The organism is Streptomyces fildesensis (assembly GCF_016107395.1).
Lineage (GTDB): Bacteria > Actinomycetota > Actinomycetes > Streptomycetales > Streptomycetaceae > Actinacidiphila > Actinacidiphila fildesensis.
The window spans coordinates 63,884-79,209 of the sequence record NZ_JAAIKO010000008.1 but is presented as its reverse complement, the minus strand read 5'-3'; the positions used below and the strand labels follow the sequence as shown (position 1 = coordinate 79,209).

14 protein-coding genes are annotated in these 15,326 nt (G+C 71.0%); 12 read left to right on the top strand and 2 right to left on the bottom strand.

The window, feature by feature from the left end:
* Window positions 1-61 precede the first annotated feature (61 nt).
* Genes C6N31_RS15025 through C6N31_RS15005 form a run of 5 tightly spaced genes read left to right on the top strand, consistent with a single transcriptional unit; the run spans window position 62 to window position 3,488 of the window.
* On the top strand, window positions 62-871 hold the full coding sequence (locus C6N31_RS15025) for a DUF2127 domain-containing protein (RefSeq protein WP_198357680.1): 810 nt from the start codon (window positions 62-64) through the stop codon (window positions 869-871).
* A gap of 2 nt (window positions 872-873) precedes the next feature.
* Window positions 874-1,512 (top strand): AIM24 family protein, encoded by a 639-nt coding sequence (locus C6N31_RS15020; protein ID WP_138357143.1) that lies wholly within the window; start codon window positions 874-876, stop codon window positions 1,510-1,512.
* Window positions 1,512-2,162 (top strand): AIM24 family protein, encoded by a 651-nt coding sequence (locus C6N31_RS15015; protein ID WP_138357144.1) that lies wholly within the window; start codon window positions 1,512-1,514, stop codon window positions 2,160-2,162. Before C6N31_RS15020 ends, C6N31_RS15015 begins: the two co-directional genes overlap by 1 nt.
* A 5-nt stretch (window positions 2,163-2,167) precedes the next feature.
* Window positions 2,168-2,956: an AIM24 family protein gene (locus C6N31_RS15010; protein ID WP_138357156.1), complete on the top strand. Its 789-nt coding sequence runs from the start codon at window positions 2,168-2,170 to the stop codon at window positions 2,954-2,956.
* A 55-nt stretch (window positions 2,957-3,011) separates the two neighbouring features.
* On the top strand, window positions 3,012-3,488 hold the full coding sequence (locus C6N31_RS15005) for a MarR family winged helix-turn-helix transcriptional regulator (RefSeq protein ID WP_138357145.1): 477 nt from the start codon (window positions 3,012-3,014) through the stop codon (window positions 3,486-3,488).
* A 79-nt stretch (window positions 3,489-3,567) separates the two neighbouring features.
* Here the strand turns inward: C6N31_RS15005 and meaB are convergent, their stop codons facing one another.
* Together meaB and C6N31_RS14995 are read right to left on the bottom strand one after the other, a co-directional pair.
* Window positions 3,568-4,524 carry a methylmalonyl Co-A mutase-associated GTPase MeaB gene (meaB, locus tag C6N31_RS15000; RefSeq protein ID WP_138357146.1) on the bottom strand — a complete coding sequence of 319 codons (957 nt, stop codon included), beginning with the start codon at window positions 4,522-4,524 and terminating at the stop codon, window positions 3,568-3,570.
* A gap of 20 nt (window positions 4,525-4,544) precedes the next feature.
* The gene (locus C6N31_RS14995; RefSeq protein ID WP_198357703.1) at window positions 4,545-5,720 is read right to left on the bottom strand and encodes an acetyl-CoA C-acetyltransferase; all 1,176 of its coding nucleotides are present in this window, start codon (window positions 5,718-5,720) and stop codon (window positions 4,545-4,547) included.
* 163 nt (window positions 5,721-5,883) lie between these two features.
* Between C6N31_RS14995 and mce the strand changes: the two genes are divergently transcribed.
* The 7 genes from mce (at window position 5,884) to C6N31_RS14960 (ending at window position 15,318) form a co-directional block, all read left to right on the top strand.
* Window positions 5,884-6,312 carry a methylmalonyl-CoA epimerase gene (gene mce, locus C6N31_RS14990; protein ID WP_138357147.1) on the top strand — a complete coding sequence of 143 codons (429 nt, stop codon included), beginning with the start codon at window positions 5,884-5,886 and terminating at the stop codon, window positions 6,310-6,312.
* Window positions 6,313-6,487: 175 nt separating this feature from the next.
* Complete coding sequence (scy, locus tag C6N31_RS14985) at window positions 6,488-10,039, top strand: polarized growth protein Scy (RefSeq protein WP_138357148.1); 3,552 nt, start codon at window positions 6,488-6,490, stop codon at window positions 10,037-10,039.
* Window positions 10,040-10,142: 103 nt separating this feature from the next.
* Window positions 10,143-11,081, top strand: coding sequence for a coiled-coil domain-containing protein (locus C6N31_RS14980; protein WP_138357149.1), 939 nt, complete (start codon window positions 10,143-10,145; stop codon window positions 11,079-11,081).
* A 115-nt stretch (window positions 11,082-11,196) separates the two neighbouring features.
* Window positions 11,197-12,216: an ABC transporter ATP-binding protein gene (locus C6N31_RS14975; protein ID WP_138357150.1), complete on the top strand. Its 1,020-nt coding sequence runs from the start codon at window positions 11,197-11,199 to the stop codon at window positions 12,214-12,216.
* Window positions 12,217-12,218: 2 nt separating this feature from the next.
* Entirely contained in the window at window positions 12,219-12,992 is a 774-nt protein-coding gene (locus C6N31_RS14970; protein ID WP_138357151.1) for an ABC transporter permease, read from the top strand.
* Between the two features lie 110 nt (window positions 12,993-13,102).
* The gene (locus tag C6N31_RS14965) at window positions 13,103-14,428 is read left to right on the top strand and encodes an ABC transporter ATP-binding protein (protein ID WP_198357679.1); all 1,326 of its coding nucleotides are present in this window, start codon (window positions 13,103-13,105) and stop codon (window positions 14,426-14,428) included.
* Window positions 14,425-15,318, top strand: a complete 894-nt coding sequence (locus C6N31_RS14960) for an ABC-2 transporter permease family protein (protein WP_138357357.1) — start codon at window positions 14,425-14,427, stop codon at window positions 15,316-15,318. Before C6N31_RS14965 ends, C6N31_RS14960 begins: the two co-directional genes overlap by 4 nt.
* Window positions 15,319-15,326: the final 8 nt, after the last annotated feature.

Below are 15,326 nucleotides of genomic sequence, written 5' to 3'. Positions count from 1 at the left end.
CCCTCCACGTAGAACACGTGAAAGACACCGACGGACGACGACAACCGGGGGAACGGGACCGATGAAGTTCGACTGGGACCGGCGCCACTGCTCGCGCCGGGGCCACATCACCTACGCGCCGGACGAGCGCCATCTGCGCGAGCGGCTGCACGCCACCACGTCCGTCGGCGAGGTCTGGCGCTGTCTGCGCTGCGGTGACTTCGCACTGGGCGAGCCGCACGGCTCGGGGCCGGCCGACCAGGCACCCGAGGTACCGCGCGGGCGGGCGCTGCGCGATCTGTTCATCCTGCGCTTCCTGGCGGCCGAGCGGCTGGTGCGCGGCGTCTTCATCGTGCTCGCCGCGTGGGCGGTGTGGCAGTTCAGCAACTCCCAGGACTCCGTCCGCAAGCTCTTCGAGGATCAGCTCTCGGTCTTCGGCCCGGTCGCCAAGCACTTCCACTACGACCTGGAGCACTCCCCGGTCATCGACACCATCCGCAAGACCTTCGACTACAAGCACTCGACGCTGGTGATCGTCGCCGTCGCGCTGCTCGTGTACGCGCTCATCGAGATCGTCGAGGCGTTCGGGCTCTGGTGGGGCAAGCGCTGGGCGGAGTACCTGACGGTCGTCGCGACCGCCGCGTTCCTGCCGCTGGAGGTCTACGAACTGACCGAGAAGGTCAGCTGGGTCAAGATCGCGACGCTGACCCTCAACGTGCTGGCGGTGCTGTGGATCGCGCTGTCCAAGCGGCTGTTCGGGCTGCGCGGCGGCGTCGAGGCGTTCGAGGCCGAGCGCCGTGGCGCATCACTGCTGGAGGTCGAGGTGGCAGCCGGGGAAGCGCCTGTTCGCCCGATTCCGGTGACGGCTCCCGCACGGACGGATAGCGTCTGACCGTGGCCATGTTCCGATTGCAGGGCAGCAAAGTACTCGCCGTGGAGATGACCGGCGACGCCGTCAAGGCGAAGAACGGCGCGATGGTGGCCTACGACGGCCAGATGGCGTTCAAAAAGATGTCCGGGGGCGGTGAGGGGATCCGCGGCATGGTGACCCGCCGGCTCACCGGCGAATCCATGGAGGTCATGGAGGTGAAGGGGCACGGCACGTGCTACTTCGCCGACCGTGCGAGCGAGATCAACCTGGTGCGGCTGAACGGGGAGAAGCTCTACGTCGAGGCCAGCAACCTGCTGGCGACCGACCCCGGGCTGCGCACCGGCACCACCTTCACCGGGCTGCGCGGCGCGAGCCAGGGCAACGGCCTGTTCACCACGACCGTCGAGGGCGTCGGCCAGGCCGCGATCACCTCGGACGGTCCGGCGATCGTGCTGCGGGTCTCGGCGGGCATGCCGCTGCAGGTCGACCCGGGCGCGTACGTGGCGCACACCGGCAATCTGCAGCAGCACTTCCAGACCGGCATCAGCTGGCGGACGGTGATGGGCGAGGGATCCGGGGAGAGTTTCCAGATCCGTTTCGAGGGCGAGGGGCTGGTCTACGTGCAGCCCAGCGAGCGCAACACGATCGGGGGACAGCTCTAGTGCCGTTCACCAAGATCAATTCCAAGATGGTCGAGGCGCAGATCCTGCCCGGCCAGCGGCTGTTCAGCCAGCGCGGCGCGATGCTCGCCTACCGCGGCGAGGTGTCGTTCACGCCGAACATCCAGGGCGGCCAGGGCGGTATCGCCTCGATGATCGGCCGGCGGGTCGCCAACGAGGCGACGCCGCTGATGACCGTCGAGGGCCAGGGTTCGGTGATGTTCGGGCACGGCGGCCACCACATCCACACCATCGACCTGAGCGGCGAGACGCTCTACGTCGAGGCGGACCGGCTGCTGGCCTTCGACGGCACGCTGCAGCAGTCCACGATGTTCATGGGCTCGCAGGGCGGCGTCATGGGCGTGATCCGCGGCCAGGTCACCGGCCAGGGGCTGTTCACCACCACGCTGCAGGGCAAGGGCTCGGTAGCCGTCATGGCGCACGGCGGCGTCATCGAGTTGCCGATCACCCACCAGGGCCCGGTGCACGTCGACCCGCAGGCGTACGTCGCGCACCGCGGCGACGTACGCAACAAGCTGTCCACGGCACTGGGCTGGCGGGACATGGTCGGACGGGGCTCGGGCGAGGCGTTCCAGCTGGAACTGTCGGGCCAGGGCACGGTGTACGTACAGGCGTCGGAGGACAAGCTGTGACCGCGATGGCCGGTGGGCCCGTCATTCATGATCCGCACACGCTGCCGGTGGACGACAACGTCAACCCGTACGCGTTCAGCGTCGAGCTCAAGGGGCAGTGGTTCCTGCAGAAGGGGAAGATGATCGCCTATTACGGGCAGATCGACTTCCACGGCATCGGCCACGGCCGGCTCGACCGGCTGGTCGCCACCAACTTCCACTCGCCGCTGCACGCCGCGGACTGGGTGGTCGCCGAGGGCCAGGGCAAGCTGCTGCTCGCGGACCGCGCGTACGACGTCAACTCGTTCGACCTGGAGAACGGCAACCTGACCATCCGGTCGGGCAACCTGCTGGCCTTCCAGCCGGGCCTGGCGCTCAAGCAGTCGATCATCCCCGGCTTCCTCACCCTGATCGGGACCGGCAAGTTCGTCGCCGCCTCGAACGGGGCCGTGCACTTCGTGGAGCCGCCGATCCGGGTGGACCCGCAGGCGCTGGTCGGCTGGGCGGACTGCCCCTCCCCCTGCCACCACTACGACCACGGCTACATGCGCGGCGTCCTGGGCGGCCTGCGGGCGCTGACCGGGATCGGCGGGACGTCGGGCGAGGAGCACCAGTTCGAGTTCGTCGGGGCCGGTCAGGTGCTGCTGCAGTCCACCGAGGTCCTGATGCCGGAGACGGCGACCGGCGGCGTGCCGGCCTCCGCCGGGCCCGGCGTGCCGGGCGCGGGCGTGCCGGGGGCGCCGGGCGGCCAGCAGGGACAGGTGCCGCGGCTGCCCGGTCAGCTGGGCGATCTGCAGCGGCGCTTCGGGCTGTGACCGGTTGACTACGGGGGCCGTTCGTACGGTTTTCAACTACATGTAGAATCTTCACATGGAGACTGAGAACGGCACCAAGTGGCTCACCGAGGACGAGCAGCGCGCCTGGCGCACACATCTCGACGTCAGCCGACTGCTGATGCACCAGCTGGAGCGTGACCTGCAGCCGTTCGGCCTCACCAACAACGACTACGAGATCCTGGTCAACCTCTCGGAGTCCGACGACCGGCGCATGCGGATGAGCGATCTCGCACGCGTCACTCTCCAGTCCAAGAGCCGGCTCTCCCACCAGGTCACCCGGATGGAGAGCACCGGCCTGGTCCGCCGGGAGAACTGCGAGTCCGACCGGCGCGGGCTGTACGCCGTGCTCACGGAGCTCGGCTGGGACACGATGCGGAAGGTCGCGCCGCATCACGTGGCGTCGGTCCGGGAGAACTTCATCGGACTGCTGCCGGCGGCGGACCTGGCGGCGCTGCACAAGGCGCTGCTGCCGATCGCGGAGCACTTGCGTTCGGCGCGCGGCCGCAGTTGATTTCCTGCCCGAGGCGGGCTGGGTTTGCGGGCGGGGCCGGGCTCTCGCGTCACTGCCCCGCTGAGGTGGCGGCGGGAGCCTACGCCTGCGTGACGCTCTCGATCAGTTCGTCCGCCGCGGTGTAGGGATCCAGGTGGCCCGTGATGATCCGTTCCGCCAGGGCGTCGAGCCGCTGGTCGCCGTGCAGGTCGCCGATTCGCTCGCGCAGGGCGGTGACGGCGATGTTCTCCACCTCGTTGGCGGCACGGCGCCGGCGGCGGGCGTCCAGGACGCCGTGCTCTTCCATCCAGGCGCGGTGCTTCTCCAGGGCCTCGACGACCTCGTCGATGCCCTCGCTGCGGGCCGCGACGGTCTTGACGATCGGCGGCCGCCAGTCCCCCGGGCCGCGTGACTCGCCCAGCCCGAGCATGTGGTTCAGCTCACGCGCGGTGGAGTCGGCGCCGTCCCGGTCGGCCTTGTTGACCACGTAGACGTCGCCGATCTCCAGGATCCCGGCCTTCGCGGCCTGGATCCCGTCGCCCATGCCCGGCGCCAGCAGCACCACGCAGGTGTCCGCCTGGGCGGCGATCTCCACCTCGGACTGCCCGACACCCACCGTCTCGACGAGGATCACCTCGCAGCCGGCCGCGTCGAGCACCCGGATCGCCTGCGGCGCCGACCAGGCGAGGCCCCCGAGGTGGCCCCGGGTCGCCATCGAGCGGATGTAGACGCCGGGGTCGGAGGCGTGCTCCGACATCCGCACCCGGTCACCGAGCAGCGCGCCGCCGGAGAACGGCGAGGACGGGTCCACCGCCAGCACCCCGACCCGCTTGCCGCGCTTGCGGTACGCGGTGACCAGCGCGGATGTCGAGGTGGACTTGCCCACGCCCGGCGAGCCCGTCAGGCCGACCACGTACGCGCCGCCGGACAGCGGCGCGAGCGCGGCCATCACCTCCCGGAGCTGCGGGGACGCCCCCTCCACCAGCGAGATCAGCCGGGCCACGGCCCGCGGCCTGCCCTCCCGCGCCTGCTCGACCAGCGTGGCGACGTCCACCATCAGTGCTCCGTCTCTCGTTACTACTTGCCGGGGACGCGGATGATCAGGGCGTCGCCCTGGCCGCCTCCGCCGCAGAGCGCGGCGGCACCCGTTCCGCCGCCGCGCCGCTTGAGCTCCAGCGCGAGGTGCAGGACGACCCGCGCCCCGGACATCCCGATCGGGTGACCCAGGGCGATCGCACCGCCGTTGACGTTCACCTTTTCAGGTGTCACGCCGAGGTCCTTCATCGACTGCACGGCGACCGCGGCGAACGCCTCGTTGATCTCGATCAGGTCCAGATCCTGCACGGTCAGACCGTCCTTGGCCAGCGCGTGCGCGATGGCGTTGGAGGGCTGGGACTGCAGCGAGTTGTCCGGGCCCGCGACGTTGCCGTGCGCGCCGATCTCGGCGATCCACTCCAGGCCCAGCTCCTCGGCCTTCGCCTTGCTCATGACGACCACCGCGGCGGCGCCGTCGGAGATCTGTGAGGAGGTGCCGGCGGTGATCGTGCCGTCCTTGGCGAAGGCGGGGCGGAGCTTGGCGAGCGATTCCGTGGTGGTCTCGGCGCGGATGCCCTCGTCCTGGCTGAAGATCACCGGCTCGCCCTTGCGCTGCGGGATCTCGACGGGGGTGATCTCGGCCTCGAACAGGCCGTTCTTCTGCGCGGCGGCGGCGCGCTGGTGGGACTGGGCCGCGATCTCGTCCTGGGCCGCACGCCCGATGCCGAGGCGGGTGTTGTGCTTCTCGGTCGACTCCCCCATCGGAATGTTCTCGAAGGCGTCGGTGAGGCCGTCGTACGCCATCGCGTCGAGCATCTCGATCGCGCCGTACTTGTAGCCCTCACGGGACTTCGGCAGCAGGTGCGGGGCGTTGGTCATCGACTCCTGGCCGCCGGCGACGACGATGTCGAACTCGCCGGCGCGGATCAGCTGGTCGGCGAGGGCGATCGCGTCGAGGCCGGACAGGCAGACCTTGTTGATCGTCAGGGCCGGGACGTTCATCGGGATGCCGCCCTTGACGGCGGCCTGGCGGGCCGGGATCTGGCCGGCGCCGGCCTGCAGCACCTGGCCCATGATGACGTACTGCACCTGGTCGCCGCCGATCCCCGCGCGGTCCAGCGCCGCCTTGATCGCGACGCCCCCGAGGTCGGCGCCGCTAAAGGATCGCAAGGATCCGAGCAGCCTTCCCATGGGAGTTCTGGCACCTGCGACGATCACGGACGTACGTGGCTGGCTCATGGTGCGGCCCCTTCAGCAGAGGAAGAGAGAAGTTAACGAGGGTTACCGTCAATGTACTGAGCGGTAAGCGCGCGGTCATCGGGCGGAACGTGTGATCGCGCGCACGTTGCGTTACCGGGTCAGGTAGCGGTGCACTGTTCCCATGCTGACTCGCATCGACCACATCGGTATCGCGTGCTTCGATCTCGACGCCACCGTCGAGTTCTACCGCGCCACGTACGGCTTCGAGGTCCACCACTCCGAGGTGAACGAGGAGCAGGGCGTACGGGAGGCCATGCTCAAGATCAACGAGACCTCCGACGGCGGCGCCTCCTACCTCCAGCTCCTGGAACCGACCCGCGAGGACTCCGCGGTCGGCAAATGGCTGGCAAAGAACGGCGAGGGCGTGCACCACATCGCCTTCGGCACCGCGGACGTGGACGGCGACGCCGCGGACATCGCGGGGAAGGGCGTCCGGGTGCTCTACGAAGAGCCGCGAATCGGCTCCATGGGGTCACGGATCACGTTCCTGCACCCCAAGGACTGCCATGGTGTCCTCACCGAGCTGGTCACCGCCGCCAAGGACCACTGACCCCAGCCCCCCTTGGGCCGGTAGAGTGGCCCAGCCGACGGGTGGGCGTGGGGTACCGGCCCGCTCCACGGCGTGGATCAGACACACTTCTCCGTAGGGCTCTGTGCGAACAGGGCTCCGGAGAGTCTCACCCGGTTGGCGGGTGAGAACGCCAGGGGACGGATGGGACCGCGGAGTGCGGGGCAACGACCGCTACGAGGCCGACGATCACCTCTCGCTGTTCGAAGCTGAGATGGAGCGGCTTCGCACCGAGCGGGGTAAGGCCGTCGAGCACGCCGACGACCTGGGCTACCAGGTCGAGGTTCTGCGCGCCAAACTTCACGAGGCACGCCGCAATCTCGCCGCCCGCCCGGCCTACGACAACATCGGCCACCAGGCCGACCAGCTGCTGCGCAACGCCCAGATCCAGGCGGACCAGCTGCGCACCGACGCGGAGCGCGAGCTGCGCGAGGCGCGCGCCGCCACCCAGCGCCTGCTGCAGGAACAGGCCGAGCGCCAGTCCCGCTTCGAGGCCGAATGGCATGCCGAGGCCGTCGCCCGGCGCCGTCAGCTCGACGAGGAGCTGGGCGAGCGCCGGGCCACCGTCGAGACCCACGTCAACGAGAACGTGGCCTGGGCCGAGCAGCTGCGGGCCCGCAGCGAGTCCCAGGCCCGCCGGCTGCTGGACGAGACCCGCGCCGAGTCCGAGGCGGCGCTCGCCGCCGCCCGCGCCGAGGCGACCCGGATCGCCGAGCAGACCCGCGAGCGGCTCACCGCAGAGGCGGAGTCCGCGAAGTCCGAGGCCGAGCAGTTGCTGCGGCGGGCCAGGACCGATGCGGAACGGCTGCTGAACGCGGCCTCCAACCAGGCGCAGGAAGCCAGCAGCCAGGCCGAGCAGCTGCGCACCTCCACCCTCAGCGAGTCCGACGCGGCCCGCCAGGAGGCCACCGAGCTCACCCGGCTCGCCCAGGAGCGGATGCGCGAGGCGGACGATTCGCTGCGCGAGGCCCGTGCCGAGGCCGACCGGCTGCGCGAGGAGGCCAACACGGCCGCCTCGAAGCGGCTGTCCACCGCCGAGGCCGAGAACGAGCAGCGCACCCGTACCGCCCGCGCCGAGATCGCCCGCATGGTGACGGAGGCGACCAAGGAGTCGGAGGCCGCCAAGGCCGAGGCCGAGCAGGTCCGGGCCGACGCGGTCGCCGAGGCCGAGCGGGTCAGGGCCGAGGCCCAGGAGACGGCGCGGTCCGCCGCGTCCGAGGACGCCGCGGCGCAGCTGGCCCAGGCGGCCAGGAGCGCCGAGGAGGTGCTGACGAAGGCGTCCCAGGACGCCCAGTCCACCACCCGGGCGGCCGCCGAGGAGGCCGAGCGCATCCGCGGCGAGGCCGAGGCGGAGGCCGAGCGGCTGCGCGGCCAGGCCGAGGCGTCCGCTCAGGAGCTGCGCGGCGCCGCGCAGGACGACACCGAGGAGTACCGGGCCAAGACCGTCGAGCTGCAGGAGGAGGCGCGCAGGCTGCGCGGCGAGGCCGAGCAGCTGCGGGCCGACGCGGTCGCCGAGGGCGAGCGGATCCGCGGTGAGGCCCGCCGTGAGGCCGTCCAGCAGATCGAGGAGGCCGCCAGGACCGCCGAGGGCCTGCTGGCCAAGGCGAAGGCGGACGGCGACGAGATGCGCCAGGGCGCGTCCGCCGAGTCCGACCGGATGCGGGCCGAGTCCACCGAGCGTGCCTCCGCACTGAACAAGAAGGCCGAGGAGGCCCTGGAGCGGGCCCGCGCCGAGGCCGACGCGCTGCGCGGCGAGGCCGAGCAGCAGGCCGGCCAGGTCAAGGACGACGCCGAGGCCGACGCGCTGCGGCAGCGCGGCGAGGCCGAGCAGACCGCGCTGCGGCTGCGTGCCGACGCCGAGGCGGACCTGGTGCGGCTGCGCGAGGAGGCCGAGCAGCGCGTCACCACCGCCGAGCAGGCGCTGCGCGACGCCCGTGGCGAGGCCGAACGGCTGCGCCGCGAGGCCGCCGACGAGGCGGAACGGCTGCGGAACGAGACAGCGGAGCGGGTCCGGGTCCTGCAGGAGCAGGCCGAGGCCGAAACGGTACGGCTGCGTGACGAGGCCGCGGCCGACGCGTCGCAGACCCGCGCCGAGGCCGAGACGATCGCGGTGCGGCTGCGTACCGACGCCGCGACCGAGGCCGAACAGCTGCGCACCGAGGCGCAGGAGACCGCGGACCGGCTGCGCTCGGAGGCCGCCGCGGCCGCCGAGCGGACCGGCACCGAGGCCGGCGAGGCGCTGGCCGCCGCCCAGGAGGAGGCGGCCCGCCGCCGCCGCGAGGCCGAGGAACTGCTCGCGGCCGCGCGCGGCGAGGCCGATCAGGAGCGGGCCCAGGCCCGCCGCGAGAGCGAGGAGCTGCTCGCGTCGGCCCGAACCCGGGTCCAGGAGGCCGGGGTCGAGGCCGACCGGCTGGTCGCCGAGGCCGAATCGCGTGCCACCGAACTGGTCGCCGCCGCCGAGCAGACCGCTCAGCAGGTCCGTGACGCCGTCGCGCATCTGCACGAGCAGGCTGCCGAGGAGATCGCCGGACTGCGCTCCGCCGCCGAGCACGCCGCCGACCGGCTGCGTACCGAGGCCCAGGGCGAGGCCGACCGGCTGCACGCGGACGCCAACTCCGAACGGGAGCGGGCCGCCGAGGACGCCGCGCGGGTCCGCCGCGACGCCAAGGAGGAGACGGACGCCGCCAAGTCGCTGGCGGAACGCACCGTTTCCGAGGCGATCGACGAGTCCGAGCGGCTGCGCACGGAGTCCCGTGACGACGCCAACCGCCGCCGTACCGACGCTGCCGGCCAGGCCGACCAGCTGATCACGAAGGCCCGCGAGGAGGCCGAACGTCTCGGCATCCTGGCCAAGGACGCCCTGGACACCGCCGAGCGCGAGTCGGAGGCGACCCGCGCGGAGGCCGACCGGATCCGCGACGAGGCCCGCGAGGACGCCAACCGCCGCCGCAGCGAGGCCGCCGAGCAGGCGGACGAGCTGATCGCCAAGGCGCAGGCCGAGGCGCTTCGGATCGGCGCCGCCGCCGAGGAGCAGTCCGACACGATGGTCGGTGCCGCCCGCACCGAGGCCGAACGGATCTTCGCCGAGGCGACGCTGGAGTGCAACGGACTGGTCGAGCGGGCCCGTACGGACGCGGACACCCTGCTCGGCGAGGCGCGCCGGGACGCCACGTCGATAAGAGAACGCACCGAGGAACTGCGCAACCGCGTCGAGACCGAGGTCGAGGAGCTGCACGAGCGGGCCCGCAAGGAGTCCTCCGAGCAGATGCGGACAGCCGGCGAGCGGGTCGACAAGCTGGTCGCGGCCGCCACCGAGCAGCTCACCGAGGCCGAGGCGAAGGCCGAGGAGCTCAAGTCCATGGCCTCGTCCGAGGCGAGCAAGGTACGGATCGCCGCCGTGAAGAAGGCCGAGGGGCTGCTCAAGGAGGCCGAGCAGAAGAAGGCCGACGCGGAGCGGGATGCCGAGCGGATCAAGGGGGAGGCCCGTGCCGAGGCGGAGCGTACGGTCACCGAGGGGAAGCGCGAGTTGGAGATCCTGGTGCGCCGCCGACAGGACATCAATGCCGAGATCTCCCGTGTCCAGGACGTCCTGGAGGCGTTGGAGTCATTCGAGACCCCTGGAGCCGGGAAGAACGCGGTGACCGCCGGTGCGGGGGCCGGAACCACCCGTTCGGGGGGCAAGCGCAACGACGATGCTCCACTCGATTGAGCGGACATTCTCCATACCTAATAGGCAATGGCTCGGTGACACGCCGTCCGGGCCCCTAGGATTCCCTCTATCACCTCACCCGGTCTGAATTGACAGGAACCCCATGAGTGACACCTCCTCCCCCTTCGGCTTCGAACTCGTTCGGCGCGGATATGACCGCGGTCAGGTGGACGACCGCATCACCAAGCTCGTCGCCGACCGTGATAGCGCACTGACCCGGATCACCGCGCTGGAGAAGCGCATCGAGGAGCTACACCTCGAGACCCAGAACGCGCAGGCGCAGGTCAACGACGCGGAGCCGTCGTACGCCGGCCTCGGCGCCCGCGTCGAGAAGATCCTCCGCCTCGCCGAGGAGGAGGCGAAGGACCTTCGTGAGGAGGCCCGCCGCGCGGCCGAGCAGCACCGCGAGCTCGCGGAGTCCGCCGCCAACCAGGTGCGCAACGACGCCGAGACCTTCGCCGCGGACCGCAAGTCCAAGGCCGAGGACGAGGGCGCCCGGATCGTCGACAAGGCGAAGTCCGACTCCACGCAGCTGCGTGGCGAGGCCCAGAAGGACGCCCAGGCCAAGCGCGAGGAGGCCGACGCCCTCTTCGAGGAGACCCGTGCCAAGGCCGCCCAGGCCGCAGCCGACTTCGAGACGAACCTGGCCAAGCGCCGCGAGCAGTCCGAGCGTGACCTGGCGTCGCGTCAGGCCAAGGCCGAGAAGCGCCTGGCGGAGATCGAGCACCGCGCCGAGCAGCTCCGCCTCGAGGCCGAGAAGCTCCGTACCGACGCCGAGCGCCGCGCCCGCCAGACGGTGGAGACGGCCCAGCGCCAGTCCGAGGACATCGTCGCGGACGCGAACGCGAAGGCCGACCGGATCCGCAGCGAGTCCGAGCGCGAGCTGGCGGCGCTGACCAACCGCCGCGACAGCATCAACGCCCAGCTGACCAACGTCCGCGAGATGCTGGCCACCCTCACCGGTGCGGCGGTGGCCGCGGCCACCGGCCCGGCCGACGAGGAGCCGATCTCCCGCGGCGTCCCGGCACAGCAGAGCAGGTAACACCACAAAAGCGGGCACACCCCTCCCGCTGATCCCCCATCACCAGAAGCCCCCGTCCTCCTCGGATGGGGGTTTTTGGCGTGACGGGCGTCCGGGCGGACATTACGTTGGGACAATGATTGAACTGCAGGGGCTCACCAAGCGGTACGGGGACAAGACCGCTGTCGACCACCTCACGTTCACCGTGCGCCCCGGCGTGGTGACCGGCTTCCTCGGGCCGAACGGCGCGGGCAAGTCCACGACCATGCGCATGATGCTGGACCTGGACAACCCGACCGCGGGTGATGTGCGCATCGACGGAAAGCACTACCGGGACCTGAACGAGCCGTTCAAGTACATCGGCGCCCTCCTGGACGCGAAGGCCATCCACGGCGGCCGCACCGCGTACAACCACCTGCTGTGCCTCGCGCAGTCCAACCGCATTCCGGCCACCCGGGTCGCCGAGGTGCTGGAGACCGTTGGCCTGTCCTCGGTCGCCCAGAAGCGGTCCAAGGGCTTCTCCCTGGGGATGGGCCAGCGGCTCGGCATCGCGGGCGCCCTGCTCGGTGACCCCGAGATCCTGATGTTCGACGAGCCGGTCAACGGGCTCGACCCCGAGGGCATCCACTGGATCCGCAATCTGATGAAGGATCTGGCCGCCCAGGGGCGTACGGTCTTCGTCTCCAGCCACCTGATGAGCGAGATGGCGCTGACCGCCGAGCACCTGGTCGTCATCGGCCAGGGCCGGCTGCTCGCGGACACCTCGATGGCCGACTTCATCGCGATGAACTCCCGCTCGTACGTCCGGGTCAGGACCCCTGATCCGGAACGGCTGCGGGACGCGCTGGCCGCCGCGCAGATCACCCCGGTGGTCACCGGCGACGGCTCCTTCGAGATCGAGGGCGGCGATCCCGCGCGGATCGGCGAGCTGGCCGCGAAGCACCAGCTGACCCTGCACGAGCTGAGCCCGCAGCGGGCCTCACTGGAGGAAGCGTTCATGCAGCTCACCGCCGACTCGGTGGAATACCACGCGGGCGGGCACCTCGCCGGCGACCCGGCCGGTGCGGTACCCGTCACGGACGGCGCCGCCCCGCAGTGGGGCGCCGGCTGGTCCGGCGGCAAGGACAGCACCCCCAGCACCGGAAAGGAGTCCTGACCATGGCGGCTCCCGGCGCGGTCCTGCAGTCGGAATGGACCAAGATCAGGACGGTACGGTCCACGGTGTGGACGCTGGCGCTGGCGTTCCTCGTCACCGTCGCCTTCAGCGCGATCATCTGCGCAGTGGTGAACAGCCAGTTCAAGACCTTCTCCGCAGAGGAGAAGCTCACCTTCGACCCCACGGGCACCAGCTTCGCCGGGATTCTGCTCGGCCAGCTCGCACTGGTCGTCTTCGGTGTCCTGGTGATCGCGAGCGAGTACAGCTCGGGCATGATCCGTACCTCGCTCGCGGCGGTCCCGCAGCGTGCCTCGTTCTACTTCTCCAAGGTCGCCGTCGCCGGAGCGCTCGCCCTGGTGGTCGGCATGGCCACCAGTTTCATCTCGTTCTTCCTCGGCCAGTCGCTGCTCGGCAGCCACAAAGCGTCGATCGGCGACCCCGGCGTCCTGCGCGCGGTGATCGGCACCGGCCTCTACATGACGCTCCTGGTGCTGTTCTGCGTGGGCGTCGCCACGATGCTGCGCAGCCCGATGCTCGGGCTGGGCATCCTGATGCCGTTCTTCTTCCTCGTCTCGCCGATCCTGTCGGCGGTGCCGAAGGTGAAGACGGTGGCGAAGTACTTCCCCGACCAGGCAGGCCGCCAGATCACCACCGTGGTGCAGGTGGGCGACAACGCCGCGCCGTACGGCCCCTGGGCCGGATTCGCGATCATGGCGGCATGGGTGGTGGCCGCGCTGCTCGGCGGATATCTGATTCTCAAGAACCGTGACGCGTGAGCGGTACCGGCACGGGTACCGGAAGTACACCCCTGCTGGAACCGTTCGGGCCCCTGTAGCCTCCTAAACCTCACGGGGGCACGTGCCCCGGTTGAAGGCGAGGGGCAAGCATGATCGAGGCAACGGGCCTCACCAAGCGCTATGGCGCCAAGACGGCTGTGTACAACCTGTCGTTCCAGGTCCGATCGGGCGCCGTGACCGGCTTCCTCGGACCGAACGGTTCGGGCAAGTCCACCACCATGCGGATGATCCTGGGCCTGGACGACCCGTCGGCCGGCCGTGTCACCATCGGCGGCCAGCCGTACCGGCAGCTGACCAACGCCCCCCGCAGGGTCGGTGCGCTCCTCGACGCCAAGGTGCACGGCGGCCGCAGCGCGCGCCAGCACCTGCTGTGCCTGGCGCAGCTGTCCGGCATCCCGGCCCGCCGGGTGGACGAAGTGCTGGGCGTCGTGGGGCTGCAGGACGTCGCGTCGCGCCGCTCCAAGGGCTTCTCGCTCGGCATGGGCCAGCGGCTCGGCATAGCGGGCGCCCTGCTCGGCGACCCCGAGGTGCTGCTCTTCGACGAACCGGTGAACGGCCTGGACCCCGAGGGCATCCTCTGGGTCCGCAACCTCATGCGGAAGCTCGCCGCCGAGGGCCGCACTGTCTTCGTGTCGAGCCACCTGATGAGCGAGATGGCGCTGACCGCCGACCACTTGATCGTGATCGGCCGCGGGCAGCTGCTCGCCGACATGAGCGTCAAGGACTTCATCGCCCGCAACTCGACCGCGCACGCCACGGTCCGCACCCCTGACGACGCCGGGATGCGCGAGAAGCTGTCGAAGGCACTCAGCGAGGCCGGCGGCCTCGTGCAGCCCGAGCAGGACGGCGCCCTGCGCGTCACCGGCCTGGAGCTGCCGCGGATCAGCGACCTCGCGCACGAGATCGACGTACGCCTCTGGGAACTGTCGCCGCACCAGGCCTCGCTGGAAGAGGCGTACATGCGGATGACCAGCGGCGCGGTGGACTACCGCTCCACGGAGGACCTGCGCCAGGGGCTGCAGCAGCCCGCCCCGCACCCGCAGCAGGGGTACCAGCAGGCCGGTTACCCGCCGCAGGGGCAGTACCCGCAGGGCGGCTACCCGCCGGCCGGTTACCAGCAGCAGGCGCCCGCCGGCTGGGGTCATCCGCCCACGCAGCAGGCCCAGCAGCAGCTCTACACCCAGCCGTCGGCGCAGCCCGCCCAGCCCTACGCGCAGCCGTACGGGCAGCAGCCGGCGGGACCGCCGCCGCAGCCGTACGCGGCGACCACCGCCGTGCCCGCGCAGCCGCCGGTCGCGCCTGCCGCCCCGGCCGCGCCGGCTCCCCCGGCCGCTCCCGCCGCTCCCGCCGCGCCCCCCGTGGTGCCGCCCACCGCTCCCAGCCTCAACAAGTCCGACAGCGAGGACGCCCGATGACCGCCCCCGTCCCCGCCCCCGGCGCTCCCTACGCGTACGCCCAGCAGTACACGTCGCCGATCCCGGTGCAGAACACCACGCTCGCGCACGCGCTGAAGTCCGAGTGGACGAAGATCCGCACGGTGCGCTCCACGGTGTGGACGCTCAGCGTGATGCTCGCCGTCGTCATCGGCATCGGCATGCTGGTGACCCTGGCGATGACCCACAGCGACTACGTCGGGGCGCCGCTGCTCAGCGGCGGCCTGTTCGGGCTGATGCTCGGCCAGCTCGCGGTGATCACCCTCGGCGTCCTGGTGGTGACCTCCGAGTACAGCACCGGCATGATCCGTACGACGTTCACCGCCTGCCCGAGCCGGTCCCGGGTGCTCACGGCCAAGGCGATCGTCTTCTTCGGCCTGTCGTTCGTGACGACGACTGCGGCCTGCGGGATCACCGCGCTCATCAACTCCGCGGCCCTGTCGGACCAGAAGGTCCCGTCCTCCGCCTACGAGGACTCGGTGATGCGGGATTCGATCGAGGCCGGCAAGGTCGTCGCCCACGGCGGCCAGTGGCTGGGCGCCACCGTCGGCGCCGGTCTGTTCGTGGCGCTGCTCGGTCTGCTCTCGCTGGCGATCGGCACCCTGCTGCGGCACTCGGCGGGCGCGATCACGGCCATGATGGGCGTGGTGCTGCTGCCGCTGATCCTCGCGCTCTTCATGTTCGCCGAGAGCATGCACTCGCTGCGCGACTTCCTGATCAAGTACTCGGCGCTCAACGGGCTCGCGTCCATGTACCGGATCCCGATGGACGGCGGCACCAGTACCGGCTGGCCCGGCCTCGGGCTGCTGGCGATCATCACGGCGATCGCCCTGGGCGGCGCCTACGCGGTACTGGCCAAGCGCGACGTCTGACAGCGCTT